Consider the following 25,802-nt stretch of genomic DNA (forward strand, 5'->3'; position numbering starts at 1 on the left):
GTAGCCTGATTTTCCCTTAATCGGGAATAAGTCGAATATAAATCTGTTAAGTCCATCTCCTCTACAAACTGACTTAGCAAACGCACCGAATCATTATTTGGAATCATGTACTCAATATTTAATGGAAGTTTTAATTGATAATTTCCACGATTTGAAGTATAATTCTTGTATAAATTAATATATTGTCTCATATGTTAATTTTACTATAAATCTTTCATTCTTTCGAGTGGGAGGTTTATTTTTTTATGCAAAAAACTGTCGCACTAATTTTAGTGCGACAGCCCCTTTTTTTATTTGTAAATTTATAAATTATTAATATACAATTTACAATTAATATATTAAAATGTAAGAGGATATAAAAACGCAGAGGAGAATATATATGAGTAAGCATAGAATAAAACAGTTCTACTTATGTATAACAGATAAAATGGGTAGCAAAGATAAAGCTTTTGTGGAAAAATATCTAAATGATTATGAGGAAAAACTTTTCAATAAGCTTTCTGTTAAGGAACAAAAACATTGTGTAAGGGTAGCCTATGATGTAGAAGAAATATGTAAGAATAATAAAGAGAATTTAGATAAGTCGAAACTAATTAAGGCTGCACTTCTTCATGATATAGGGAAAATTACATTTAAGTTAACTATAATTGATAAATCTATATTAGTGATTTTGGATAATCTATCTAAAGGCAGGATTAAAAAGTTTTCAAATTTAAAAAAAATAGATACATATTATAATCATGGTGAAAAGGGATATGATATATTAAAAAGTAAAGGATATGATGAAAGTTTTTTATATCTTATAAAAAATCATCATAATAAAAATATAGTATCAAATAAAGAATTAAATATATTGAGGTTTTGTGATGATAAAAATTAATTTAATGAGAAATAAGAGAGGAAGAGATTTTAAACATTATGGATTCTATAGAAAGAAGAGAGTACATAAAAAATTTACTTGTTGAAAGCTGTAAACCCTTAAAAGGACAGCACTTAGCAGAAGAATTAGGTATAACAAGGCAAGTAATAGTAAAAGACATTGCTATATTAAGAGCAAGCGGTATAGATATAATAGCTACTCCAGATGGATATATAATAAATAAACAGGGAGAAAATTGTTATTCAAAAATTTTAGCTTTATCTCATAATACAGATAAAATAGAGGATGAATTAAAAACCATGGTTAAGTATGGTGGAATTGTAAAAGATGTCATAGTGGATCATCCACTATATGGAGAGATTAAGGCCATGCTGATGATTAAAAATTTATATGATGTGGAGAGCTTTGTAAATAAATTCAATAATTATAAAGCTGAACCTTTGCTTGTTCTTACTAATGGAATACACTTACATACTATTTTGACGGATAATGAAGAACAAATGTCTCAAATAGTAGAAGAATTAAAAAGAAAAGGCTATTTAATAGAAGGGTAACTAGAAGTGGAGATGATATTATGGAAAAAGTTGCACTTTTAAAATGTACTGAGTATGACTTAGAGTTAGTTGAAAAAAAACTAAGGGAAGGCTTTGAACTCTTAGGCGGAGATAGTTTTTTAAGAAAATTAATACCTTATAATAGTAAGGTTTTATTAAAGCCTAACATGCTAAGTATAGAGAAAGCGGGTTCTCCTGTTGTCACCCATTATATAGTTTTTGAAGCTATTATAAGAATTCTAAAAGATTATTCTACAGATATAAGTTTTGGGGATTCACCTGGATTTGGAGATTCAAAGAGAGCAGCAGAAAAATCGGGCCTTTTGAGCATAGCTGAAAGATATAACATAAACTTTGAAGATTTTAAGGATTCGGTACATATAAAATTAGATAACTCAATACTTTGTAAATCATGGAATATAGCAAAGGCTGCATATAAAGCGGATAGAATTATTACTCTTCCTAAGCTAAAAACTCATGGTATGGCATATTATACAGGTGCAGTAAAAAATCAATTTGGTTGTGTACCTGGAACACAAAAGGCTACCTGGCATACAAGAATGCCTGATGCAAATAATTTTTGCAAAATGTTATTAGATTTAAATACTGTTATAGACGCGGATTTTGCTATTTTAGATGGGATAGTAGCTATGCAGGGAAATGGGCCTAAAAATGGGGAGCCTTACAATTTAAATGCTATTATAATGGGTAGTAGTATGACAGCTGTTGATTCTGTAGGTGTAAGACTAATAGGTTATGATGATCCTTTGGAAATACCTGTATTAAAGGAAGCTTATGATTATAAATGGAGTGCAGTATTACCAGAGGATATAGATGTAGTAGGGGAAAAAATAGAAACATTAAAAGCTAAGAATTTTAAGTTATGCAGAAAGGGTGGCAATTTTTATTTTGTTAATCCTACAGTTACTAAGTTTTTAAGAGGGATGATAGCACCTTATCCATCCTTAATAAATAATAAGTGTATAGGATGCATGAGATGTGAAGATGTTTGTCCTGAAAACCCTAAAGCCATAACTAGGATAAATAGTAATGGTAAAACTATCCCTTCGTGGAAAATGGATCAGTGTATAAGATGTTTTTGCTGCCAGGAATTGTGTCCTGTTGGCGCTATTGAGGTTAAGTATAATAGATTAGGCAAAATACTAAAAATGGATAGAAGGTGATTTTTTGAAAAAAAGCTTAATGATTATATCATTAATATCAATTATAGTTTTAGTTCTTGTATCTTTTCATGGAATATCAAGTTTTATTATCAATATAGAATGGTTTAAAGAAGTTTCATATTTATCTACATATTTTACTAAAATAATAGCAATAGCTAAATTATTTATACCTTCATTTATTATAGTTTTTATATGTATTTGGATTTATTATAATACATTGAAAAAAAGCATATTTAGTTTTAAAAAAGTATCGGAAGTAGACTCTAAAAGAAAAATAAAAGAGGATAAAATCTTTTTTGTAGTAAATTTTATAATATCATCATTTATATCCTATATTTTTTCTAATGAGTATTGGTATAATATTCTTCAATTTACTAATTCCGTGGATTTCAAAGTTAAAGATCCTATTTTTAATAATGATGTATCCTTTTATGTATTTAAATTACCACTTATAGAATCAATATATGCTGCAGTAATGTCTCTATTAATATTTTTAGTGGTAATAACATTTATAATATATTTTATACTAGATATAAAAGATAACATTCAGTATGGTAATGCAAAAAGTATTTTTTCAAATGTTAAGGAAATAAAAAGCGGTATTACTGCTTTTGCAGGAAAACAGTTAGCTATAGTTTCATCACTTATATTACTTATGCTTTCATTGGGTTATCTTATAAAGTCTTGGAATCTAGTATATAGTTCACGAGGTGTGGTTTATGGTGCAGGTTATACTGATATAAATGTTACCTTATTATTTTATAAAGTAATAATTGTGGTGTCTCTAATTGCAGCGATAATAGTTTTTTTAAGTGTATTGAAGAGAAAGATGAAACCTATAGTTATATCTATATCAATAATAGTAGTTCTAGTATTGTCAGAAGGGATAACTTCTAGTGCAGTACAAACATTTTTAGTAAAATCAAATGAAAAGAAATTAGAAGAACCTTATATAAAATATAATATAGATTATACGAGAAAAGCCTTTAATATAGATAGCATACAGAATGTGCCTTTTGATGTAAAAAATGATTTAACTATTAATGATATTAAAAATAATAAGGACATTATAAATAATATAAGAATAAATGCTTTTGAACCTGCCTTAGAGTTTTATAATCAATATCAAACCATAAGACCATATTATGTATTTAATGATATGGATATAGATAGATATAAGGTAAATGATAAGTATATGCAAGTATTTATAGCTCCCAGGGAGCTTAATATTCAGAATATAGATCCAGATACTTGGCAGAATAGGCATCTGATTTATACTCATGGATATGGAGTTTCTATGAGCAAGGTTAACTCAGTAACTTCAGATGGACAACCTGATTTTTTAATAAAAGATATACCACCTGAAAATAATACAGATATATCCTTAAAAAATCCTAGAATTTATTTTGGAGAAAAAACAAATGATTATGCTATAGTAAATACCAATTTAAAAGAATTTGACTACCCTAATGGTGGAGATAACAAAATAAATCAGTATGATGGAAAATCTGGAATAAGGATGACATTTTTTAATAAATTATTATTCGCCATTAACGAGAGAGATTTAAATTTTATTTTTTCTAGAGATATTACAAAGGATAGTAAAATACTACTAAATAGAAATATAATAGATAGAGTAAATAAGATAGCACCATTTTTAATGTATGATAAGGATCCATATACAATCATATATAATGATAAATTATATTGGGTAATAGACGCCTATACATCTACTGATAGATATCCATATTCACAGCCTTACAATAATGTAAATTACATTAGAAATTCTGTAAAAGTAGTAGTAGATGCATCAGATGGAGATGTAAATTTTTATATAGTTGATAAAAATGATCCTATAGCTATGAGCTATTCAAAAATCTTTAAAAACTTATTTAAAGATTACAGCACTTTACCTGAAGGTATAAAAGAACACCTTAAATATCCTGAAGATATATTTAAAATACAATGCAAGGTTTTGGAAAAATATCATATGACGGATCCAATGGCATTTTTAAATGGAGATGATTTATGGGAAGTTTCTAAAAACCAAAAATCAGTAGAAACAGAAACATCCGTTGATGAGTCACCTTATGTAGTAATGAAACTCCCAGGTGAAAAATCAGAGGAAATGGTATTACTTGAATATTTTAATATGAAAGATAGAAATACTATGTCATCAATTTTAGGAGCTAGAATGGATGATGAAAACTATGGTAAATTAGTTATGTACAGATTACCTTCTTATAAGACTATATATAGCCCTTACTTCTTTAAGCAAAAGCTAAAACAGGATCCTTTAATATCAAAAGAATTATCTCTTTGGGATACAGGAGGATCTCATGTACAGTTTGGTGATACAATAATAGTTCCTATAAATAATTCATTATTATATGTAGAATCAATGTATTTAAGGGCAAACGGAAAAAATAGTGCACCAGAAGTTAAAAGAGTAATATTATCCTATGGAGATAAAGTAGTATTAGCTGAAAATATAGAGTCAGCACTAAATCAGCTTTTTAATGTTAATAAAAATGACAATGGTGGAAAAGTTGAAGATAATAACATAGATAAAAATAAATTACAAGGAGTAAAAGAAGCTAAGGAAATGTATAATAATGCATTAAAAGCCCAAAAAAATGGCGACTGGGCTAAATATGGAGAGTATATAAAAAGCCTAGGAGAAATATTAGACAATATGGCAAAATAGATTTCCAGTATAATAAAAATTTAAATATTTATTATAATTTTATATTAAAAAAATAAGTATTGATAAAAATACTTATTTTTTTAAATACTTTTTATATAAATTAGAAGGAATTTAAGGCAAAATGTTGAATGTTAACTTAGAAGTTGATTTGTGCGAGGTATATTATGAGCTGTACATATAAAAAGGTAATGGAAGACAATAAAGCAAAGAAAATATTATGTATAAGTACAGAATTTCTAAATACAAATAATTTTCCTATTTTTATAAAAGAATATATATCAAAAGCGCTGTATAAAAATGAGAAAGTACTAATATTTACAGATGATTTAATTTATAAAGATTTAGAAAAGATATTCTACTCTTGTCAAGATTTAATTATAGATAGTTTAAATACTGGATTACTAAAAATAAATCTATATGATCCAGTAAGTTTTGGTAGTAACTCTAAAGAATTACTTAAAATACTAGGTTATACAGCAAAAACAAAAGAAAAAATAAATATAATATGGGATTTTAAAAACTTTGCCAAAAGAAGCGGAAAGTTTAAGGAATTAAACAGGTGTATAGAAAATATATTTTCTTATTCTAATGTAAAAGTTAGAAATATGGTATATATAGATAATTATAAATATAATGTGAAGTCATTAGAGAAATTATGTGCAAATTTCGATAATATGATAGTTTTTGATAGAAATAAAGAATTATATTTTAATTGTAATGAAGATATTGATAAAATACTATGGATTTTAAACTCCAATGCACAATTAAAGTATCAGAATAAAAATTTAGTATTATTTAATGATATGTTTTCTAATATACCTAAGACATCAGATAAGGATGGATTTAAAAGCATTATACTAAATAAAATAAAAGATATTTGTAATGTAGATTTTTGTATAATGTATACTACTGAAAAATTAAAAGAAAATATACTTGGCTTAGATAGTTGTTTTGGTGTTACTAAAAAGCATAGATATTATATGATAAATGATCGAAATTTAATTGAATACCAAAGAATGATAAATATGAAAATTACTAATGAATCTTGCAGCATGTTTATAGATTTTAATGAATTGGATGAAAAAAATCTAAAGCATATATTTATTACATTAGGATTATATTGCTCCATAGCGGTATATGTGGATTATTATGAAGATATAAAAGGTGCCATTTGGGTTGGAAGATATGAAAATAATAAGAGAATATCAAAGGAAGATATAGATTATATTGAATCTATATGTAGGACAGCTTTTTATTTAATTCAGGAACAAAATAAGTTTTCAGATCTTCAAAATAAACTTATAGAGAATGAAAAACTTAGAGCTATGGGAGAAATGGCTGCTGGAATAGCCCATGATATAAACAACATATTAACTCCAATAATCGGGTCTATTCAACTTTTAAAAGATAGTAATATTGAAGACAAAAATATAATAAAACAGCTTAAGATAATAGAGATATGTGCATATGATGGTATAAATATAGCTAATAAGGTAAAAAGTTTTACTAAACAGTATAATATGAGCAGCAAATTAGAAGTATTTAATATAGATGATATTATGCTTGATGCTATAGATTTAACAAAAAATAAATGGCTTACAGAAAGTGCATTAAATGGTATAAGCATAAATATGGTATCAAGTTTAAAATCAAAAGCAAAGGTTAAAGGAAATGCAACAGAATTAAGAGAGGTATTTATAAATATAATAAGAAATGCTATAGATGCTATGGATAAAGGCGGCAACATAGAAATAATTACAGAAAATAAAGAGAAAACTGTTAATATTCAAATAAGAGATAATGGCATAGGCATGAATGAGGATGTAGTAAAAAGAGCTTTTGAGCCATTTTTCACTACAAAGGGAAGTAAAGGTTCAGGGCTAGGACTTAGTGTATCCTATAAAATAATACAGGATCATGGTGGATTTATAAAAATAGAAAGTAAGGAAAACCTAGGAACATTTTTTTACATAAGTCTGCCCATTTGTAATAGTGTTAATAAAATATGTGGAGAGATGAATGAAGAAGATATAGATTTTCATGGAAATATACTTATTATAGATGACCAGCAGCAAATAAGAAGCGTCATAGCAGACATGATAAAATCTATTGTTAAATGTAGAATAAAAAGCTGTGGAAATGAAAATATTGAAGAAGAGCTCAGTAGAAGGAAATATGATATAGTTATTTGTGATTTCTCAATGCCTGGGATGAATGGAATTCAAGTTTCTAATATAGCAAAGAAGATAAATGAAGAAGTATTTTTTTGTTTAATGACCGGATGGGTAGGCAATTTCAATAATAATATGACTAAGAATATAGATTTAATATTAAATAAGCCAATTAATAAGGAAAAGTTAAGGGAGATGTTTATAAGTTACAAAGATATGGTAAATATATAGTAAATAATTATTACTAATTTATTAAGAATCATTATATACCTATACCACTTATCTAAAAAGGTAATATAATATAATGGGTAAATTAATTAAACTAGCTGCCGAAAGGAAGGTAAAACATGGATTATGATGTTCTTATATTAGGTGGTGGTATAATAGGTTGTGCTGTAGCCTATGAGTTATCTAAGTATAGTCTAAATATAGCACTTATTGAAAAGGATTACGATATTGCAGATGATGTAGCCTTAGTAAACTCATCTATAGTTTATGATGGTGTTGAATGTGAAGATACTTTAATGGCTAAACTTGAAATGATGGGTAATGAAATGTTTGAAGAAATCTCTAGGAAGATAGATGTACCTTTCAAAAGATGTGGCTCATTAATGATTGCAGAAAGCAAAGATGATGAAGATAAACTACAAAAAATATACGAAAGATCAGTGAAAAGAGGTATAAAAAATATTCATCTTTTGGATAGTAAGCAGGTTTATGAATTAGAGCCTAACTTAAATATAAGTGTAAGCAAAGCATTATATTCAGAAAATACAGGTATAGTATGTCCATATGACTTAGCAATAGCTTATGGAGAAATTGCCTTTGATAATGGAGTAAAGTTTAGACTAGAAGAGGAAGTTATCGACATACAAAAGATTACAAAGGGATTTAGAGTAATAACCAATAAAAATAAATTTACTTGTAAAATGGTTATAAACACCACACCTGGTCAAAACTATAGTATAGATACTTCAGAGAAGGTTTATAAGGAAAAAAGTAATTTAAGTTATTTTCTTTTAGAAAAAGATTATAAGGGAAATTTTAATAATATTTTGTTTACATTAGGTGGGTTAAAAAGAAAAATTTTTACTGTTCCAACAGTTCAAGGAAATATGATGGTTGCTGTAAATACAAAAAATGTATTAGGATATAGTGAAACATTAAAAAAGGCATCCGAGTTAATAGGAAATATTGATGAAAATAAGATTAATGCTTTTTATCAGTGGCCATTTTATAAGGATACTATAATAATAGATGAAAGTTTAGTTGATAAAGGGTATATAAAAGTAGTAGGTAAGCATTATGGTCAAGTAACTATGACACCATCTATAGCAAAGATGGTATGTGAAACTATATTAAGTAATATAAATTGTGTGTTAAAAAAAGACTTTATAGATAAAAGAAGAGAATTTTATAGATTTAGAGATCTCTCAAATAAAGAAAGAAATAAAATTATTAAAATGGATAAAAGGTATGGTAATATTGTATGTCTTTGTCAAAAGGTAACTGAAGGAGAAATAGTAGATGCCATAAGGAGACCTTTGGGAGCTCGAACCGTAGAAGGGATAAAAAGAAGAACAGGGGTAACCTTAGGAAATTGTAAGGGAGCGGAATGTTTTAGCAAGATAGCAACCATTTTAGCCAGAGAGACAGATAAAAAGCTTACAGATATAGTAAAGGACTCAAAAAATTCAAAGATAATATCTGGCAGAATTAAAGAATTTGATGACTTGTAGCTTGAAGGGGTGTATTTTAATGATAAAAGAGTTCATTTGTAAAGGCTGTGAGGATAAATGTGTTGTTTCTCTTGATTGGGACGAAGAGAATATGGAGATCAACGGAAATAGATGCGAAGAAGCATTTAGTTATGCTAAAGAAGCAAGGTACGATAATAAGGATATATTTACTACTCTTGTAAGAATAAAGGGAGCTAAATGTAATGTTGTCCCTGTTAAAAGCAGCAAACCTATGGATAAAAAGTTATGGGTAGAATGTTCTAAAGCTTTAAGTATGCTTCATGTTGGAGCTCCTATAAAAATAGGAGATGTAGTTTGTCATAACCTGTTAAATACAGGTGTAGATATTTTATGTACCAAGAATGCAGATAAAATGTAGCAGGAGGAAATTTATGTATAATACATAAAAAAGTTGACATTAATGATTAGTATATATATAATAAAGGTTAATTATTTAAAATATATTAATAAACCGTTGAAGAGATTAGTAACAGGATAAAGGTTTAAGAGAGTCAGTGAATGGTGCGAACTGATACTTTTTATTTTGTGAATCCGCCTCTGAGGGACTGTGATGAACAGTACGGATGAATACCGTTAAATATGTAGAGAGGATTAGATTTTTCTAATCAATTAGGGTGGCAACACGGAGTCTTTCGTCCCTTTAGGGGAGAAAGACTTTTTTTGTTATATAAAATAAAGCATAAATAGGAGGTAAAGATATGTTAGATTTAAAAAGAATAAGAAATAATCCTGAGGAAGTAAAATTAGCTTTATCAAATAGAGGAGAAGATTTTGATTTAAGTACTATTGACAAAGTTTTAGCCCTAGATGAAGAGAGAAGAAAAATACTTGTAGAGGTTGAAAACTTAAAGAGTAAGAGAAATCAGGAATCAGCTAAAATACCAAAGCTAAAAAAAGCAGGAGAAAATGTAGATGATATTATGGCAGAAATGAAAAAATTATCTGATGAAATAAAAGCACACGATGAGAGATTATCTAAAGTAGATGAAGAAATAGAATACATAATGCTAAGGATACCTAATATACCAAATCCAGCCGTTCCAGAAGGAAAGACAGATGAAGATAATGTAGAAATAAGAAGATGGGGAGAGCCTACAAAATTTAACTACGAACCTAAAGCTCATTGGGATCTAGGAGTAGATTTAAATATATTAGATTTTGAAAGAGCAGGAAAAGTTACTGGTTCAAGATTTACTTTTTATAGAGGATTAGGAGCAAGACTTGAAAGAGCTATTGTTAACTATTTTTTAGATACTCATGTATATAAGCATGGATATACTGAAATATTCTCACCATATATGGTAAATAGAAAGAGCATGATAGGAACAGGTCAGCTTCCAAAGTTTGAAGAGGATGCTTTTAAAGTAGCAAACACTGATTACTTCTTAATACCAACTGCAGAAGTACCAGTTACAAATTTATATAGGGATGAAATATTAAACGGAGAAGACCTTCCAATAAAGCATGTAGCATACACTGCATGTTTCAGATCAGAAGCAGGTTCAGCTGGAAGAGATACAAGAGGACTTGTAAGACAGCATCAATTTAATAAAGTAGAACTTGTTAAATTTGCAAAGCCAGAAGAATCTTACAATGAACTAGAAAAATTAACAAGGGATGCAGAAGATGTTTTACAAGGTTTAGGATTACCTTATAGAGTAGTTAGAATATGTAAAGGTGATTTAGGATTCACAGCTGCATTAAAATATGATATAGAAGTTTGGATGCCAAGCTACAATAGATACGTTGAAATATCAAGCTGTAGTAATTTTGAAGATTTCCAGGCAAGACGTGCAAATATTAAATTTAAAAATAGCCCTAAAGATAAACCTCAATTTGTTCATACATTAAATGGTTCAGGAGTAGCTGTAGGAAGAACTGTAGCTGCTATACTTGAAAACTTCCAACAAGAAGATGAAAGCGTAATAGTACCAGAAGTATTAAGACCATACTTAGGTGGAAAAGAAGTTATAAAGTAATGTAAAAATACATGGGCAGGTTTATTAATTATTTGCTCATGTATAAAATCTTAAATTCATATGTAATTTCTAATATATTTTTCATGGAAAATATAGAAATAATGTTGACATATAATTAAATGGCTGATATAATTATCTTTGTCATGAGACACGGAAAGATGGTCGAGTTGGTTTAAGGCACCGGTCTTGAAAACCGGCGTACGGGTGACCGTACCATGGGTTCGAATCCCATTCTTTCCGCCAATTTTTTATATAATGATATAATTGTAGGACATGGAGAAATACTCAAGTGGCCGAAGAGGCGCCCCTGCTAAGGGCGTAGATCGGGTAACCGGTGCGAGGGTTCAAATCCCTCTTTCTCCGCCAAAGCATCTAGTTAATCACTGGATGCTTTTTATTTACACAATATATAATTTAAATATTTCCCAGGAATTAAAAAGTTAACAACATTGATTTTTTAAAGGAATTGTGTTAATATGATAGTGTTAAATATGCGGTTGTACCTCAATTGGATAGAGGACTCGGCTACGAACCGAGGCGCTACGGGTTCGATTCCTGTCAGCCGCACCAGATATCAAGAAAAGCTTGTAACCATAATGGTTATGGGCTTTTTTTATACACCTAAAATAATTAAAGATAAAAAGGATTTAACAATAACAAGCCATACCATCATGTGATATTGCTTGTAATTCTACAATTTATCTCCTATTTCTTCTCCCATAATAACCTTTGTCTCATATCCTAACTTAGTTTGTTCTAATATATCCTGATCAATATTTACTTTGTTTTGTTGTAAAAATAATATAACAGTAGAACCACCAAATTTAAAGAATCCTTTTTCATGACCTTTAGAAACACATTTATTAGGAGTATAACTTTGAATTATTGATCCTACGCAAGTAGCCCCAACTTCAATATATAATATATCACCAAAATTTTCTGAATGGAATATGCTCCACTCTCTTTTATTTTGACAAAATAGTTTTGGTATTTTATTTAGCGCTATAGGACTTACTGAGTAATAATTGCCTTTAATTTTTTTTACTTCTTCACAGGTTCCATTATCTACAAAGTGAAATCTATGATAATCTGTAGGGCATAATCTTAAAATTAAACAAACTCCATTTTTAAATTTATCAGCTATTTTTTTTGAACCTATCAATTCTTCTAGACTATAATATAGACCTTTTACCTGTATGATTTTTTGTAAGTCCATATTTTCATAAGCAGAAATTCTACCATCACCTGGGGAAATAAATATGTTTTTGTCTAAATTTACGGGCCTATAAATAGCTTTAAGCTTTCTTGTAAAAAAATCATTAAAAGATTTAAATCCATTAATAGCGGTAATAGATTCATCCATATTTATATCAAATTCTTCCACAAAATTTTTAATTTTTTTGGAGCTAGTTTTAGTATCACAATATTTACCGTATAATGAAGAAAAAAGTTTTTTCTTTATTATAATTTCTAACAAAGTCATACCAATGGAAGAGGAATATATCCACTTAAGATATTTCTCACCGGACACCTTTTCTATATCATATTCTTTAGTCTTTCTATTATAAATTTTAATCATTTTTACCTCCAGAAATTTGGTTACTTTATATTTTATCATTTATATAAGGTATTATAAATAATAAAATATAATTATTAATTATATTATCATATTGTGTTATATATAAAAAATAGTATAATGTATTTGAGATTACGCTGCCTGGTCAATAAAAGAAATTGGAGAGATTATTATGAACAAAACAAAAAGATCAATATTTGAGTCTGCAATAAAAGTTTTCTCTATATATGGCTATGATGTGGCGACTATGGATGAGATAGCTGCAGAAGCCGGAGTAGCTAAAGGAACCTTGTATTATCATTTTAAAAGTAAGGAAGAAATATTTAGATATATAATAGAAGAAGGTATGAAGTTAATTAGTAGTAGAATAGAAGGAGTAGTAAAACAAGAAAGTGATTCAATGTCAAAGCTTAAAGCTCTATGCAAAGTTCAATTAAGTTTAGTTTATGATAACAGGAACTTTTTTAAAGTTATAATGAGTCAGCTTTGGGGACAGGAACTAAGACAACTTCAACTAAGGGAAAGCATAGAACAATATATAAAAGATATAGAGGAATATTTAGAAGAAGCTATGAAGGATGGTTTTATAAAAAATGGAGATAAGTCTTTTATGGCTTATACTATTTTTGGTATGTTATGCTCCGCTGCAGTATATGAGCTTATTAATGAAGATAAAAATAATATTGATGAAGTAGTAGATAATCTTATGAATTATATATTAAGAGGAATAGAGGCTTAAGTACATTGTACTTAAGCCTCTATTTTCTTTTGTTATAGGTTGGAGTAATTAAATAAAAAAGTCCCGAGTGGAAAGATCATCCGGAATTTTTATAGTTTTCCAGACTTTATAATTGATATTAACAGTCTAAATCCCATAAAAGCAGCAATTACATAACCAACAATTCCTATTATGGATATGTCATATATTTTAGGCCCTATATTAGTATTTAAAATTAATGAAGAGCCTATTATCATTGAAGAAATAATAAGTGCATATACCAATCTATTAACCATTTTATTAAACTCATTTACGGAACGATTTAAACTATTAACTTGAAGTTGTATTTTGGCTCTTCCATTCAAAATACTATTTGATAGTTCAATTATTTTTGTTGGTAAAGCAGAAAAGTCCTTTGCAAAATTATAAGAATGTATTAAAATTTTATCTGCAGATAAATCTTTAAACATAGAGAATTGATTGTTAGATTTAACAAATGGTATAGCTATATCCAGTATTTTAATGTCCGGAGAAATCTTTGCTACTACACCTTCAATTATCACTAGCCCTCTTATAAGTAATGTTAAATCCTTTGGTAATCTTATATTATTTCTTTTTGCAGAATCAAATATTTCTTGTAACATTACAGACATTTTAATATTCTGCAATGAGGTAGATAGATAGCTAGCAAAAAGATAATCTATGTCTTCATATAATTTATTTCTATTTACAAAGCCCTTTTTTATTCCTATAGACATTAAAACGGAAATAAGTTTGTCTGGATCTCTATAAGCTACAGCTAGTATTGCATCATTTAATGCTTCTTTTAAAGAGTTAGAAAATGATCCTACTATACCAAAATCTATGTAACAAATCTTTCCTTCACGAATAAGAAGATTACCAGGATGAGGATCTCCATGAAAGAAACCATCTTGAAAAACTTGCTTGAAATAAGAAAGTGCAAGTTTCTTTCCTAAATCATATAAATCATACCCGCCATCATTTAAGCTTTTTAAATCATCTATTTTAAATCCATCTATTTTCTCCATAGTAAGAACCTTACTACTTGAAAATTCATCTATTATATATGGAGCATGAACAAATGCTACATCTTTATTTAGTTCTTTAAATTTATTTATATTATTTTTTTCATTTTTAAAATCAAGTTCCTGTTCAGTTGCATATAGTATTTCATCTAAAGCTTCCTTTGGATCTATAAGAGCATCTGTAAATTTAGCTTTTGTAAGACTTATTATTTTATAAAGAATAGATATATCTAAGTGCATTTTTTCGTATATATGTGGACGTTGAATTTTAACTATTACTTCTTTGCCGTTTTTCAAAATAGCTTTATGAACTTGGGCAGTAGAAGCAGAAGCTAAAGGTTTTTTATTAAAATGCAAGAAAATATCTTCTATGGGTTTGTTAAATTCTTTTTCAAATACTTCATTTATATCAGAAAATTTTTCAGGGGCCACATCATCTTGTAACTTAGACAGCTCTGCTATGTATTCAGCAGGTAGAATATCTGGCCTAGTACTTAATATTTGACCAATTTTTATAAAGGTAGGGCCTAGTTCTTCCAAGGCTTTTCTAAGATTTTCTGGAGCTTTATCTTCTTCTTTTTTTATTTTACTGTCTACAATATAACCAAATCCATGAAAAGCCAATACTCTAACTATTTCTCTAAATCTTTGTACTGAATTCCTATACATATGTTATCCCGCCAATTCTTTTAGAATAAAAGCCCTAACTAATGTTAAGGCTTTTATTTTACTCAGCATCATTTTTATTAATCTTTTCTTCTAAGGAATTTAATCTATTATTTAAGGAATCAAAATCTTCCTTACTTGCAAAATCCATTTCTTTTAATAATTCTCTGAAATCTTCTTTAGTAATTGGTTTAGAACTTTCATCACTTGTTTTAGTCTTTACAGTCCTTTTTAATTCTTCAGATAATTCTTTACCCTCATCTACAGTTATCTTACCCTTTTGAACCATTTCGTCAACAAGTTTTATAGCTTTCTCATAAGTGTAAGCAGCAGAGCCTACCCCAGCTAAAAATACATTTTTTAGTTCATTAAGCATAATTACACCTCCCAAAATATATACCATAATTATACTACCATTCATAACACTAGTATATGACATCTAGTCATAATTTATTATTTGTTTACAATATTTTAGATAATAAATATATGTAAAAGTTAGTTTTAAGTTGGTATAATATATATAAATATGATGATATGGGAAGGTAAGTATATGTCAGGCAGTTTAATAAAGATAAAAGAGATATTACAGGAATTAAGTCGCTCTGAAAAAAAGATTGGAAAGTTTATATTAGAGAATCCGGAGAAAATTTCTGATTTATCTATTGGTGAATTAGCTCAAATGAGCGGTTCTAGTGAAGCCACAGTAGTTAGATTATGCAAGTTGCTGGGGTTTAATGGATATAAAGATTTTAAGATAAGTATTACAAAAGATATGGCACACATAAATAAGGATGGAAATATGGAAGAACAGTATACCGACGTAGAGCCTGGAGATCCTTTAGAAAGTATAATACAAAATATAAGTTATAATAATAAAAAATCTATAGATGATACCTTAGAAATACTAGATTATAATGAAGTAAAAAGAGCTGTAGATGCCATAATTTCAGCTAAGAGAATGGATTTTTATGGAGTGGGAGCTTCTTATGTTATAGCCTTTGATGCATTCCAAAAGTTTTCTAGAATAAATAAGGTAGTTACTGCTCATGCAGATACCCATATGCAAATAGCTTCAGCATCTAATATGAAAAAAGGAGATGTAGCTATAGCAATTTCTTACTCAGGAGAGACAAAGGATATATATGATTCTATAAAGGTTGCTAAGGAAGCTGAAGCAACTACTATAAGTATAACAAAGTACGGTCAAAGTTCAATAAGTCAGATTTGTGATATAAATCTATTTGTTGCTGCTCCAGAAATAAGTATAAGAAGTGGAGCTATGTCCTCAAGAATTGCTCAATTAAATGTAATTGATGTATTATTTGCAGGGGTTGCCAGCCGTCAGTTTGATGAGGTAAAAAAGTATTTAAATAACACAAGAACTGTAATAAAAGGGAAAAGAATTAAGTAAAAACCCGTATATTTACGGGCTTTTTATTTAAATTACACTACTTTTACTTTTTTCTCTTAATTCATCAGCAGAAGGATGGTTCTTTTTCTTCCTTAAGAATTCTTCTGCAATTTCTGGAAATAATAGATAGGTTAATACATCCTCATTACGAATAGTTAAATTTTTTAATTTTTCTTTAGTCTTTTCAAAGGCTGGTTCTAAGGTATCTGCATATCTAGTTGTTATAGGTTTTTCTTCTCCTAAAACTTTTTTTAATAAATCTTCATTAATTTTACCAGGAGCTTTTCCGTATTCTCCCCTAAGATATGCTTTAACTTCCTTTAGAATCATTTTATATCTTTCGCCGGTAAGAATATTTATAGTAGCTTGAGTTCCTACCATTTGGCTCATAGGAGTAACTAATGGTGGGTAGCCTAAGTCTTCTCTTACTTTAGGAACTTCATTTAAAACCTCTTCTAATTTATTTAAAGAATTTTGTTCTTTAAGTTGGGATATCATATTAGAAAGCATTCCCCCTGGAATTTGATATATAAGAGCTTCTGGCTGAGGGGATAATACTTTAGCATTTAATATTCCTTTTTTAATAAAGTCCTCTCTAATAGGTTTAAAGAAATCATTTATTTCTTTTAATTTATTACCATCTAAATTTGTATTGAAGCCATAATTAGTTAAAGCATAATGTATAGATTCTGTTGGAGGCTGAGCGGTTCCTCCTCCAAAAGCGGATATAGAGCAATCTATTCCATCAACACCAGCTTCAGCAGCTTTTAAATAAGACATTTCAGCTAGTCCATTTGTGCTATGGGAATGAAGATATATTGGTATTTTCACTGTTTCCTTAAGACTTTTTATTAAGCTATATGCTATATCCGGCATTATTAGGCCCGCCATGTCCTTTATACATATAGAGTCTGCCCCCATATTTTCTAATTTTTTTGACAAATTTATATAATTTTCTACATTATGAATAGGGCTTACAGTATATACAATAGTTCCTTGGGCATGTGCTCCTTGTTTTTTTGTTTCATCTATGGCAACTTCAATATTTCTAAAATCATTTAAAGCGTCGAATATTCTTATTATATCAATTCCGTAATAAACAGCCATTTTTATAAATTCTCTTACCACATCATCAGGATAGTGTTTATAACCTAATATATTTTGTCCTCTCAAAAGCATTTGTAAAGGAGTTTTTTTAACTACTGATTTAATTTTTTTAAGTCTATCCCATGGATCTTCATTTAAGTATCTTATGCAGGAATCAAAGGTAGCCCCTCCCCAGCACTCTAAAGAATAATAATGGGCTTCGTCTAATTTATGAAGAATAGGTGCAAATTCATCAAAGGATAGTCTTGTAGCTATTAAAGATTGATTTGCGTCTCGCAATACTGTCTCTGTAATATGTATATCTTTCATGGTATCACCTCAAATATAAAAAATTTTCTAAATATATTCTAACATATTAACTGTTAAAAATCTCCATTTAACATTGAACTTTTAAAAGATTTAACATAATTTAGTATAACTAATAGAAGATATTGTAAGCCTGTTGACAATAAATATGAATTGTAATAAACTATTTATGTTGACACTAGTGTAGAATTAAATTAAACATACATGCGCTCGTAGCTCAGTAGGATAGAGCAGCGGTTTCCTAAACCGCGTGCCGGGGGTTCGATTCCTCTCGGGCGCACCAAAAAGTTTTGTAATTATAGTGGTTGCAAGGCTTTTATCTGTTTTACGATATTTATTATGTGACTAGATATTTGATAGGGGATTTTGTACTGTATTTATTTACAAAGGAAATGTTTTTATGTGAAATGTTATTTAATAGCGTACAAAAAAAATAAAAATATGATATAATAAAATCAATAAATGAACATAATAAAAACATGGTGTTGACGCACCCTGCAGTATACAATTCTAGTTGTTTAGGCAGCTGGCAAAGCTAAGATTATAAAAAAGTAGCCATACCATTGCGGCGGTGGGCTGCCTTTTTATTTTATCTATAAGCACGATAATTAAATTTATCAAAGCTACCAAAAATGATAGAGCAGAAAAAACCACTATAAACATTTCGTACATATGTATCACCTCCCTTCTGAAAGGGATAGCGATACCGGTTACCCACGCACAACCATATTGAATTGTATGTAAATAGTTCATCACAGGCATATTTTAAGGGCAATAATTAGAAATAATAAAAAAGAAGTTATTAGAGGTAAGAATAGTATGACTGCAGATTTTATTATTGAGGCTTTAAAAGAAGCCAAAAAGGCAGAAGCTATGAATGAAGTTCCTGTAGGAGCAGTGATAGTAAAGAATGGAAAAATAATAGCGGCAGCACATAATATTACGGAAACTTTAAAAGATCCCACAGCTCATGCAGAAATAATTGCAATTAAAAGAGCTGCTAGTTATCTAAAAAATTGGAGATTAAATGGTTGTGAACTTTATGTCACATTAGAACCTTGTCCAATGTGTGCTGGGGCTATACTTCAGTCGAGAATAAGCAAGATATATATAGGTACCTTTGATCCTAGATTAGGAGCTTGTGGTTCTATAATTAATATATTGCAAAATAAAAATTTAAATAGTAATATTTATATAAAATGGCTATATAATAATCAATGCAGTTTAATACTAGAAAACTTTTTTAAATCAAAAAGATAATATTTATATGGAGAGATGTCCGAGCGGTCTAAGGTGATTGACTCGAAATCAATTGTAGGGATAAACTCTACCGAGGGTTCGAATCCCTCTCTCTCCGCCAACTTAAAAATACACTTGGATATGGGTGTATTTTTTTATTATAAATATTTTTTTGTTTTCAAAGTGTTAATAAAACATTAACAAGAAAATAAAGGAAATTAATATATGTAAATAGAATAAGTCTATATATAAATTCTTAGGAGGGACGCGGAATTGAAAAATACTTCATGTGAAAGCTTAAACGGATCATTTCCTAAAAATGACACTATAGTATTATATAATGAAAGTGAAGAAAATAATATTCAAATAACTTATCAATGTTTTGATAAGAGAGAATGGGGAAATTTAGGGAGCGGATTAAGAGAAATTATTTATAGTAATCAATATGTACCTAAAGATTATACAGGAGACATATTTTTTATAAAAAGTTTTGTATGTAATGAGGAAATTTCTTATGAAGCTACGGATATAAAAGATGGTAAAATAAAGGAGTATAAATTTCAACGATATAGCTTTAATGAAAAGAATAACTTATTGGGAAAAGCGTACAGTGATATGAGTAATATTTTATTAGAAAATTATAAATCAGCTAATTTACATAGAGAGATGAGATATAAAAGTCTTTATAATAAAAGGAGATTTGGAAAGATAGATTTATTTTTTAATAACAATAATGATTTAACAAATCTTATTATAGATGATAATGAATTACTTCGGGAAGGACTAGTAAAAAATATAATGAATCATGAAGCGTTTTTACTAAAGTTTCAAATAATAGATTAGGATGCAGTGTAATTTATTTTTAAATAGGAAGGGTTTGTATACAAATAGAAATTATTAAACAAATTGTTACATATAAATATGTATAATTCTAAAATACAAGAATATGCGGTGTAGAAAAAGTAAGAAAACTAATAGTAATAACAATTTTATGGTAAACATATGACAAAGTATGTATAATATGTTTTATTTACTTAAAATTACAACAATGATATACTTGTACTATGAAGGAGTTATCATTTTGATATTTTTTATTAGAAAACATATATAATGATATTAATTAGTTTTTGCCATATGTTTTCTTATAAATTTAAAATATCCACCGTATATAAAAAGGAGGATTTTTAAATGAAAAAAAGTTTTTTATTATCCTGCGTTGGTATAGATGAAGTTGTTTTACAGGAAAAAGAGATAGAAGGATATGATAATATATTGGATATAGAAAAGGAAATAGAATATACAAGGGAGCTATTAAACCAGGTATCATGTGATATAGATAATTTAGAAAAAAGCAAACAAATTTTAGAGGTAAGTCAGTACATGGACAAGTTATTAAATGAGTATACTAACATTACCACGGAGAAAAAGAATTCAAAAAAGATTAAATTTTTATAAAAAGCTATTGAATTTTAATAAATTTGATAGTATAATAATCTTTGTCTTAATTAAATAAATATAGATTAATTCATGAGTAGACTGTGGAGAGATGTCCGAGCGGTTGAAGGAGCACGCCTGGAAAGCGTGTGTAGGGGAAACTCTACCAGGAGTTCGAATCTCCTTCTCTCCGCCATATAATCTTTGCCGTGCTAGACGGGGAGTTAGCGGTGCCCTGTACCTGCAATCCGCTATAGCAGGGTTTAATTCCTCGATTAGGCTATAACATGTGGGGACTGACCTATATAAGTGGCGTTGAGAGCTGGGTCCCACGCAACGGAAACTCATGAACTCCGTCAGATCCGGAAGGAAGCAGCGGTAAGTGATAATTTTCGTGTGCCGTGGATAAACCTGGTTTGAGTTAACTGTATAGGTGACGCTCATAGGTTATTTGCCAAGGCGAGGTGCACGGTTTAATATAGTAGCTATCGTACAATAAATAAAGTTTATTGTACGTTTTTTTTATTTAAAAAATAATATACTACGTAATATGTAAAAATAGAATTTAACATAAACTTAATGTATAATAGTATGAGATATGATTAAAAATCAATTTAAAAGTTTTACTAAGAGGTGAAATGTATGTCCTATACAGCTTTATATAGAGAATGGAGACCTAAAAACTTTAAAGATGTAATAGGTCAGCAACATATAACTATTACATTAAAAAACCAAATAATAAATAATAGAATAGCTCATGCATATCTTTTTTGCGGTACTAGAGGAACTGGAAAAACATCTACAGCTAAAATACTTGCAAAAGCTGTGAATTGTTTAAATTTGCAGGATGGTGAGCCTTGTAATGAATGTGAAATGTGTAAAAAAATAAACTCAAATCTTTTAATAGATGTAACAGAGTTAGATGCTGCTTCTAATAACGGAGTAGATAAAATAAGAGAAATAGTAGAAGAGGTTAATTATCCACCAAGAGAAGCAAGGTATAAAGTTTATATAATGGATGAAGTGCATATGTTATCGCCGGGAGCAGTAAATGCGTTTTTAAAGACACTAGAGGAACCACCAGCCAATGTAATTTTTATTCTTGCTACCACTGATCCTCAGAAGCTTCCTATAACTATTTTATCAAGATGTCAGCGCTTTGATTTCAAAAGAATAAAAAGTGAAGATATATTTGAAAGGCTTAGGCTTATTGTAAAGGAACAGGGAGTTTTTGCAGATGACAAAAGCCTGAATCTCATAGCTAGAATGTCAGATGGCGCAATGAGGGATGCTTTAAGTGTGTTGGATCAGGCTATATCCATGGGTAATGGGAAAATTGAATATGATAAAGTAATAAATATGTTGGGGCTTGTAACTAATGAGAATTTACTAAAGCTTACAGATAGTATAATAGATAAAGATGTTGAGAATTCTATTAAGGTAATAGAAGATATAGTACTCAGTGGGAAAGATATACATTATTTTATTAAGGATATGATAAACCATATGAGAAATCTACTTATGGTTAAAGTAAGTCAAAATCCTGATGAAGTATTGGATATGTCAGAGGAAAATATAAATCTTTTAAAAGAGCAAAGCGGAAAGATAAGAATCGAAGAAATTATGAGAGACATAAGAATACTTCAAGATGCAGAGGAACAATCTAAATGGACTAAACAAAGTAGAATATATTTAGAGTTAGCCATAATTAAGATGTGTAAGATAGAGTACGATACTTCAAAAGAAGTTATACTTGCAAGATTAAATAAGCTTGAAGAAGCCATGAAAACTGGTGAAATAAAAGTGGCTTGTGAAACTGTAGTACCAAAAGCACAAGGAAGGTCTAAAGAAAAAAAAGTTAATGATAATGCGGTAATACAGCCGGCTAAAAAATTTAATCCAGATTCAAAATTGAATATAGATATAGTAAAGAAATCATGGAAAGATATATTAGAAACTTTTAAAGCTAGACGACATATGGTAATATATGCATCTTTAATGACTGCTCAACCTATAGAATGTAAAGATGGAATTTTAACATTAAAATATGAACAACAGTATGCTTTTAATAAACAAAGACTTGAAAAAGAAGAAAATAGAAAAATAGTAGAAGAAATATTTTCAGAGGTACTAAAAGAAAGGATAGGAATAAAATATATTATAGAAAAGGAAGAAACGGATAAAGAAAATCCCGAAGAACTTTTAAAAGAGACCTTTGGAGAGGACATGGTAAAAATATTAGAAGAATAGATGTAAAGTAATTTACAGTTTATAATTCATAAGTTACAATAAATAGTTGTATGATACACTATAATTAGGCAAAGTATTTAAATTCTAAAAGATATTAAAGGAGGAATATAGGACATGGCAAAAAACGGATTACCCAACTTCGGTGGAGGAAACATGAATAATTTAATGAAACAAGCACAGAAATTTCAGAAACAAATGGAGGAAATGCAATCTCAGTTACAAGATAAGGAATTTGAAGCAAGTGTTGGCGGGGGGGTAGTTAAAGCTGTAGCGAACGGAAAAAAAGAAATTGTTGATATAAAAATACAACCTGAAGCAGTAGATCCAGATGATGTTGAAATGCTTCAAGATTTGATTATATCTGCCTGCAATGAGGCATTAAAAAAAGCCGAAGAAGAAACATCTAATGAGATGAAAAAACTAACTGGCGGATTAAATATACCAGGAATGTTTTAATGGTTAATTTAAGATGAGGTGAAGGAATTGGAGTTTTATCCAGTAGCCATTGAGAAACTTATGGAGGAATTTGCGAAACTTCCCGGAATAGGAAATAAGACTGCTCAAAGATTAACTTTATATGTTTTGAATTTACCAAAGGATGAAGTAGATGAATTTGCATCAGCTCTTGTAAGGGCAAGGGGAACAATAAAATATTGCTCTGTATGTGGTAATTTTACAGATAAAGATCCATGTGCTATATGCAGTAATCCTAATAGGGATAAAAGTACTATATGTGTTGTAGAAGAGCCTAAAGACGTAATAGCCATAGAAAAGGTTAGAGAATACAATGGAACCTACCATGTACTTCATGGAACAATATCTCCTATGGCGGGAAGAGGACCAGATGATATAAAGCTTAGAGAATTGGTAAGCAGAATCAATGGAAATGTAAAAGAAGTTATAGTTGCAACTAATCCTAATGTAGAGGGAGAAGCTACGGCTATGTATATATCTAAAATACTAAAGCCCTTAGGAACTAAAGTAACCAGAATTGCTCATGGAATACCTGTAGGGGGAGACTTAGAGTATGCTGATGAGGTTACATTATCTAAAGCTTTAGAGGGTAGAAAAGAAATATAGATTAAAATTTATATGTGTGTCTCCATCAAATAAAGTCATATCATTATGCAAATTCATTTTAGGATGTAAATAAAGTTATTGTAGAAGACCATAGGGAAAAGGTATAAGTAATGTCTTGGAACTATGGTTTTTTATTAGAGGTTTGAACAGAAATTTGAATGGAGTGGAACCTATGTAATAATAATAGCATTTAGGCAGGTGAAAAGTATGAGAAGAAAAGATAGAGAAATGAACAGAAAATTTGGATTAGAAGTCATAGATAAATCCACATATGGAGTACTTTCAATGGTAGATAATGATAATAAATCTTATAGTATTCCTCTTTCTATTGCAAGAGATGGAAATACATTATATTTTCATTCAGCTATGGATGGAAGAAAGGTTGAGATACTTGAGAAGAATCCTAAGGTTAGCGTAGTTTTTGTTGGAGAAACAAAAATTCCAGAAATCTACTCTAACGAGGAATTAAATGAAATACTGAAAGATGAATCAAAAGCAGGGATGCTTGGTAGTAAAGTTTTTACTACCCAATTTGAATCTGCTATTGTAGTAGGAAAAGTGAGATTAGTAGAAGATGAAGAAGAAAAGGTAAGAGGGCTAAGGTTAATATGTGAAAAATATGTCCCGACAAAGATGGCTTACTTTCCTATAGCAGCTAAAGCAGGATTAAAGGGCACTAATGTATATTCTATAGAAATTGAAGAAATTACAGCCAAAAGAAAAAAATATGATGCAAACGGAGAAGAACTAAAGTGGGCAAAAACTGAATAATCAATATCCCTTATCCCTATATCTATGTCCTCATCAAATAAAGTCCTATCGTTATGTAAATTAATTTTAAAAAGGAAAGGAGTTTGTTTGATGAACACAATGAATAAACCCCTTATTATATGTCAAAGATTACAATAACACATGTGATAGGAGGTTTTTTATGAATAACAAATTTAGGCTTCAATTAAAAAAGGATAAGAGCTATACAAAAGAAGAAAAGAAAATAATCACTTCTATAATAGAGTCTATGGAAGAAATAGAAAGAGCTAGATGTTATTTTGAAATGGCTAAAGATCCAAGATTAGTAGACTACGCTATATATATGGAGGAAGCAGCTAAAGCTAAATATATGTATTTATTGAATGAGGCAAAGAATAAAAAAATTAAGATTCAATATAAATATATGTTAGAAGGGTTTGATGCTGTATAATTTTAGTGAAAGGCTAATATTTATAATTATAGTGATTTGGGAGAAGGGGTGATAATATGGAATATATAGGGTATTTTATAATTGCAATTTTAGCATTAGTAGTATTGGTAAAAATATTTGCGTGGCCTTTAGCCATATTAACAAAATTAATAATAAACGGTGTAATGGGAGCAGTTTTATTATTTTTGATAAATATGGTAGGGTCATTATTTAACTTTAGCATAGGAATAAATGCGGCGACGGCACTGATAGCAGGTTTTTTTGGTGTGCCTGGAGTAATATTCTTAATTATATTTAAGGTTTTATTATAGTACACAATAATGTACTGGTAAGGGTTGATGAAAATTTGGTTAGAATTGCAGGAATAGAAATATCTCAAAATAAATTAAATGAGAATATAGTAATTTATTAGGCTGTTGGTAACAAAAATTATCAACAGCCTTTTGTTTTATTATAATACATAAAAATATTTACTTATGATATAACAGTAATATAGTATTTGTTCACAAATGTGAATATTTTTGTGCATAATG

General features: G+C 29.0%; 24 protein-coding genes, 6 tRNA genes, 1 other RNA gene and 1 other annotated feature. Of the genes, 26 read left to right on the forward strand and 5 right to left on the reverse strand.

From position 1 onward, the window contains the following. The first annotated feature begins 379 nt into the window (after nucleotides 1-379). The 11 genes from CLLI_RS13285 (at nucleotide 380) to CLLI_RS13335 (ending at nucleotide 11,805) form a co-directional block, all read left to right on the forward strand. On the forward strand, nucleotides 380-880 hold the full coding sequence (locus CLLI_RS13285; RefSeq protein WP_106064689.1) for an HD domain-containing protein: 501 nt from the start codon (nucleotides 380-382) through the stop codon (nucleotides 878-880). A gap of 38 nt (nucleotides 881-918) precedes the next feature. Next, entirely contained in the window at nucleotides 919-1,434 is a 516-nt protein-coding gene (locus CLLI_RS13290) for a transcription repressor NadR (RefSeq protein WP_106064690.1), read from the forward strand. Between the two features lie 20 nt (nucleotides 1,435-1,454). After that, nucleotides 1,455-2,618 carry a DUF362 domain-containing protein gene (locus CLLI_RS13295; RefSeq protein WP_106064691.1) on the forward strand — a complete coding sequence of 388 codons (1,164 nt, stop codon included), beginning with the start codon at nucleotides 1,455-1,457 and terminating at the stop codon, nucleotides 2,616-2,618. 4 nt (nucleotides 2,619-2,622) lie between these two features. Further along, nucleotides 2,623-5,325 (forward strand): UPF0182 family protein, encoded by a 2,703-nt coding sequence (locus tag CLLI_RS13300; protein WP_207655115.1) that lies wholly within the window; start codon nucleotides 2,623-2,625, stop codon nucleotides 5,323-5,325. A gap of 164 nt (nucleotides 5,326-5,489) precedes the next feature. Beyond that, complete coding sequence (locus CLLI_RS13305; RefSeq protein ID WP_106064692.1) at nucleotides 5,490-7,727, forward strand: hybrid sensor histidine kinase/response regulator; 2,238 nt, start codon at nucleotides 5,490-5,492, stop codon at nucleotides 7,725-7,727. A gap of 116 nt (nucleotides 7,728-7,843) precedes the next feature. Continuing rightward, a complete protein-coding gene (locus CLLI_RS13310; RefSeq protein WP_106064693.1) occupies nucleotides 7,844-9,235 on the forward strand; it encodes an NAD(P)/FAD-dependent oxidoreductase in 1,392 nt (463 codons plus the stop codon). A 19-nt stretch (nucleotides 9,236-9,254) separates the two neighbouring features. Beyond that, a complete protein-coding gene (locus CLLI_RS13315; RefSeq protein WP_106064694.1) occupies nucleotides 9,255-9,614 on the forward strand; it encodes a DUF1667 domain-containing protein in 360 nt (119 codons plus the stop codon). 87 nt (nucleotides 9,615-9,701) lie between these two features. Continuing rightward, nucleotides 9,702-9,899 (forward strand) — a binding site (T-box leader). A gap of 55 nt (nucleotides 9,900-9,954) precedes the next feature. Then, nucleotides 9,955-11,235: a serine--tRNA ligase gene (serS, locus tag CLLI_RS13320; RefSeq protein ID WP_106064695.1), complete on the forward strand. Its 1,281-nt coding sequence runs from the start codon at nucleotides 9,955-9,957 to the stop codon at nucleotides 11,233-11,235. 152 nt (nucleotides 11,236-11,387) lie between these two features. Beyond that, nucleotides 11,388-11,478, forward strand: a tRNA-Ser gene (locus CLLI_RS13325). A 32-nt stretch (nucleotides 11,479-11,510) separates the two neighbouring features. Continuing rightward, nucleotides 11,511-11,601, forward strand: a tRNA-Ser gene (locus CLLI_RS13330). 127 nt (nucleotides 11,602-11,728) lie between these two features. Then, a tRNA-Arg gene (locus CLLI_RS13335) sits at nucleotides 11,729-11,805 on the forward strand. Nucleotides 11,806-11,926: 121 nt separating this feature from the next. On the opposite strand, the gene CLLI_RS13340 is transcribed toward CLLI_RS13335, so the two are convergent. Beyond that, the gene (locus CLLI_RS13340) at nucleotides 11,927-12,814 is read right to left on the reverse strand and encodes a phosphatidylserine decarboxylase (RefSeq protein WP_106064696.1); all 888 of its coding nucleotides are present in this window, start codon (nucleotides 12,812-12,814) and stop codon (nucleotides 11,927-11,929) included. A gap of 169 nt (nucleotides 12,815-12,983) precedes the next feature. Here CLLI_RS13340 and CLLI_RS13345 point away from each other — a divergent pair, with 169 nt between their 5' ends. Further along, entirely contained in the window at nucleotides 12,984-13,550 is a 567-nt protein-coding gene (locus CLLI_RS13345; protein WP_106064697.1) for a TetR/AcrR family transcriptional regulator, read from the forward strand. 89 nt (nucleotides 13,551-13,639) lie between these two features. Here the strand turns inward: CLLI_RS13345 and CLLI_RS13350 are convergent, their stop codons facing one another. Both CLLI_RS13350 and CLLI_RS13355 read right to left on the reverse strand, forming a co-directional pair. Then, nucleotides 13,640-15,244, reverse strand: coding sequence for an ABC1 kinase family protein (locus CLLI_RS13350; protein ID WP_106064698.1), 1,605 nt, complete (start codon nucleotides 15,242-15,244; stop codon nucleotides 13,640-13,642). 58 nt (nucleotides 15,245-15,302) lie between these two features. Beyond that, nucleotides 15,303-15,617 carry a phasin family protein gene (locus CLLI_RS13355; RefSeq protein ID WP_106064699.1) on the reverse strand — a complete coding sequence of 105 codons (315 nt, stop codon included), beginning with the start codon at nucleotides 15,615-15,617 and terminating at the stop codon, nucleotides 15,303-15,305. Nucleotides 15,618-15,791: 174 nt separating this feature from the next. On the opposite strand from CLLI_RS13355, the gene CLLI_RS13360 reads away from it, so the two are divergent. Next, entirely contained in the window at nucleotides 15,792-16,652 is an 861-nt protein-coding gene (locus CLLI_RS13360; RefSeq protein WP_106064700.1) for a MurR/RpiR family transcriptional regulator, read from the forward strand. A 27-nt stretch (nucleotides 16,653-16,679) separates the two neighbouring features. On the opposite strand, the gene CLLI_RS13365 is transcribed toward CLLI_RS13360, so the two are convergent. Next, entirely contained in the window at nucleotides 16,680-18,068 is a 1,389-nt protein-coding gene (locus CLLI_RS13365; protein WP_106064701.1) for a pyruvate carboxylase subunit B, read from the reverse strand. Nucleotides 18,069-18,271: 203 nt separating this feature from the next. Here CLLI_RS13365 and CLLI_RS13370 point away from each other — a divergent pair. Continuing rightward, nucleotides 18,272-18,348 (forward strand) — tRNA-Arg (locus CLLI_RS13370). A gap of 227 nt (nucleotides 18,349-18,575) precedes the next feature. On the opposite strand, the gene CLLI_RS14655 is transcribed toward CLLI_RS13370, so the two are convergent. Beyond that, a complete protein-coding gene (locus CLLI_RS14655; RefSeq protein WP_170063740.1) occupies nucleotides 18,576-18,737 on the reverse strand; it encodes a hypothetical protein in 162 nt (53 codons plus the stop codon). 147 nt (nucleotides 18,738-18,884) lie between these two features. Between CLLI_RS14655 and CLLI_RS13375 the strand changes: the two genes are divergently transcribed. From CLLI_RS13375 to CLLI_RS13430, 12 genes are all read left to right on the forward strand, one after another. Next, on the forward strand, nucleotides 18,885-19,325 hold the full coding sequence (locus CLLI_RS13375; protein ID WP_106064702.1) for a nucleoside deaminase: 441 nt from the start codon (nucleotides 18,885-18,887) through the stop codon (nucleotides 19,323-19,325). 9 nt (nucleotides 19,326-19,334) lie between these two features. Next, nucleotides 19,335-19,425, forward strand: a tRNA-Ser gene (locus tag CLLI_RS13380). A 152-nt stretch (nucleotides 19,426-19,577) separates the two neighbouring features. Beyond that, a complete protein-coding gene (locus tag CLLI_RS13385; RefSeq protein WP_106064703.1) occupies nucleotides 19,578-20,147 on the forward strand; it encodes a hypothetical protein in 570 nt (189 codons plus the stop codon). Nucleotides 20,148-20,492: 345 nt separating this feature from the next. Further along, nucleotides 20,493-20,759 (forward strand): Spo0E family sporulation regulatory protein-aspartic acid phosphatase, encoded by a 267-nt coding sequence (locus CLLI_RS13390; protein ID WP_106064704.1) that lies wholly within the window; start codon nucleotides 20,493-20,495, stop codon nucleotides 20,757-20,759. Nucleotides 20,760-20,844: 85 nt separating this feature from the next. Beyond that, nucleotides 20,845-20,934 (forward strand) — tRNA-Ser (locus tag CLLI_RS13395). Nucleotides 20,935-20,945: 11 nt separating this feature from the next. Continuing rightward, nucleotides 20,946-21,210, forward strand: an RNA gene (ffs, locus tag CLLI_RS13400) — signal recognition particle sRNA large type. Between the two features lie 170 nt (nucleotides 21,211-21,380). Beyond that, nucleotides 21,381-22,988 carry a DNA polymerase III subunit gamma/tau gene (dnaX, locus tag CLLI_RS13405; RefSeq protein WP_106064705.1) on the forward strand — a complete coding sequence of 536 codons (1,608 nt, stop codon included), beginning with the start codon at nucleotides 21,381-21,383 and terminating at the stop codon, nucleotides 22,986-22,988. A gap of 114 nt (nucleotides 22,989-23,102) precedes the next feature. After that, the gene (locus CLLI_RS13410) at nucleotides 23,103-23,444 is read left to right on the forward strand and encodes a YbaB/EbfC family nucleoid-associated protein (protein WP_106064706.1); all 342 of its coding nucleotides are present in this window, start codon (nucleotides 23,103-23,105) and stop codon (nucleotides 23,442-23,444) included. 27 nt (nucleotides 23,445-23,471) lie between these two features. Next, a complete protein-coding gene (recR, locus tag CLLI_RS13415) occupies nucleotides 23,472-24,068 on the forward strand; it encodes a recombination mediator RecR (RefSeq protein ID WP_106064707.1) in 597 nt (198 codons plus the stop codon). Nucleotides 24,069-24,275: 207 nt separating this feature from the next. Continuing rightward, nucleotides 24,276-24,839, forward strand: coding sequence for a pyridoxamine 5'-phosphate oxidase family protein (locus CLLI_RS13420; protein WP_106064708.1), 564 nt, complete (start codon nucleotides 24,276-24,278; stop codon nucleotides 24,837-24,839). Nucleotides 24,840-24,999: 160 nt separating this feature from the next. Next, the gene (locus CLLI_RS13425; protein ID WP_106064709.1) at nucleotides 25,000-25,269 is read left to right on the forward strand and encodes a DUF2508 family protein; all 270 of its coding nucleotides are present in this window, start codon (nucleotides 25,000-25,002) and stop codon (nucleotides 25,267-25,269) included. 56 nt (nucleotides 25,270-25,325) lie between these two features. Next, nucleotides 25,326-25,580: a pro-sigmaK processing inhibitor BofA family protein gene (locus CLLI_RS13430; protein WP_106064710.1), complete on the forward strand. Its 255-nt coding sequence runs from the start codon at nucleotides 25,326-25,328 to the stop codon at nucleotides 25,578-25,580. Nucleotides 25,581-25,802: the final 222 nt, after the last annotated feature.

This window comes from Clostridium liquoris (assembly GCF_002995785.1).
In the GTDB taxonomy this organism is placed as follows: Bacteria; Bacillota; Clostridia; order Clostridiales; family Clostridiaceae; genus Clostridium_AO; species Clostridium_AO liquoris.

What these genes read in the sequence shown, in the direction of transcription:
- CLLI_RS13285 (WP_106064689.1), top strand. Translation starts at nt 380, where the DNA reads ATGAGTAAGCATAGAATAAAACAGTTCTACTTATGTATAACAGATAAA.
- CLLI_RS13290 (WP_106064690.1), top strand. Translation starts at nt 919, where the DNA reads ATGGATTCTATAGAAAGAAGAGAGTACATAAAAAATTTACTTGTTGAA.
- CLLI_RS13295 (WP_106064691.1), top strand. Translation starts at nt 1,455, where the DNA reads ATGGAAAAAGTTGCACTTTTAAAATGTACTGAGTATGACTTAGAGTTA.
- CLLI_RS13305 (WP_106064692.1), top strand. Translation starts at nt 5,490, where the DNA reads ATGAGCTGTACATATAAAAAGGTAATGGAAGACAATAAAGCAAAGAAA.
- CLLI_RS13310 (WP_106064693.1), top strand. Translation starts at nt 7,844, where the DNA reads ATGGATTATGATGTTCTTATATTAGGTGGTGGTATAATAGGTTGTGCT.
- CLLI_RS13315 (WP_106064694.1), top strand. Translation starts at nt 9,255, where the DNA reads ATGATAAAAGAGTTCATTTGTAAAGGCTGTGAGGATAAATGTGTTGTT.
- serS (WP_106064695.1), top strand. Translation starts at nt 9,955, where the DNA reads ATGTTAGATTTAAAAAGAATAAGAAATAATCCTGAGGAAGTAAAATTA.
- CLLI_RS13340 (WP_106064696.1), bottom strand. Translation starts at nt 12,814, where the DNA reads ATGATTAAAATTTATAATAGAAAGACTAAAGAATATGATATAGAAAAG.
- CLLI_RS13345 (WP_106064697.1), top strand. Translation starts at nt 12,984, where the DNA reads ATGAACAAAACAAAAAGATCAATATTTGAGTCTGCAATAAAAGTTTTC.
- CLLI_RS13350 (WP_106064698.1), bottom strand. Translation starts at nt 15,244, where the DNA reads ATGTATAGGAATTCAGTACAAAGATTTAGAGAAATAGTTAGAGTATTG.
- CLLI_RS13355 (WP_106064699.1), bottom strand. Translation starts at nt 15,617, where the DNA reads ATGCTTAATGAACTAAAAAATGTATTTTTAGCTGGGGTAGGCTCTGCT.
- CLLI_RS13360 (WP_106064700.1), top strand. Translation starts at nt 15,792, where the DNA reads ATGTCAGGCAGTTTAATAAAGATAAAAGAGATATTACAGGAATTAAGT.
- CLLI_RS13365 (WP_106064701.1), bottom strand. Translation starts at nt 18,068, where the DNA reads ATGAAAGATATACATATTACAGAGACAGTATTGCGAGACGCAAATCAA.
- CLLI_RS14655 (WP_170063740.1), bottom strand. Translation starts at nt 18,737, where the DNA reads ATGTACGAAATGTTTATAGTGGTTTTTTCTGCTCTATCATTTTTGGTA.
- CLLI_RS13375 (WP_106064702.1), top strand. Translation starts at nt 18,885, where the DNA reads ATGACTGCAGATTTTATTATTGAGGCTTTAAAAGAAGCCAAAAAGGCA.
- CLLI_RS13390 (WP_106064704.1), top strand. Translation starts at nt 20,493, where the DNA reads ATGAAAAAAAGTTTTTTATTATCCTGCGTTGGTATAGATGAAGTTGTT.
- dnaX (WP_106064705.1), top strand. Translation starts at nt 21,381, where the DNA reads ATGTCCTATACAGCTTTATATAGAGAATGGAGACCTAAAAACTTTAAA.
- CLLI_RS13410 (WP_106064706.1), top strand. Translation starts at nt 23,103, where the DNA reads ATGGCAAAAAACGGATTACCCAACTTCGGTGGAGGAAACATGAATAAT.
- CLLI_RS13420 (WP_106064708.1), top strand. Translation starts at nt 24,276, where the DNA reads ATGAGAAGAAAAGATAGAGAAATGAACAGAAAATTTGGATTAGAAGTC.
- CLLI_RS13425 (WP_106064709.1), top strand. Translation starts at nt 25,000, where the DNA reads ATGAATAACAAATTTAGGCTTCAATTAAAAAAGGATAAGAGCTATACA.
- CLLI_RS13430 (WP_106064710.1), top strand. Translation starts at nt 25,326, where the DNA reads ATGGAATATATAGGGTATTTTATAATTGCAATTTTAGCATTAGTAGTA.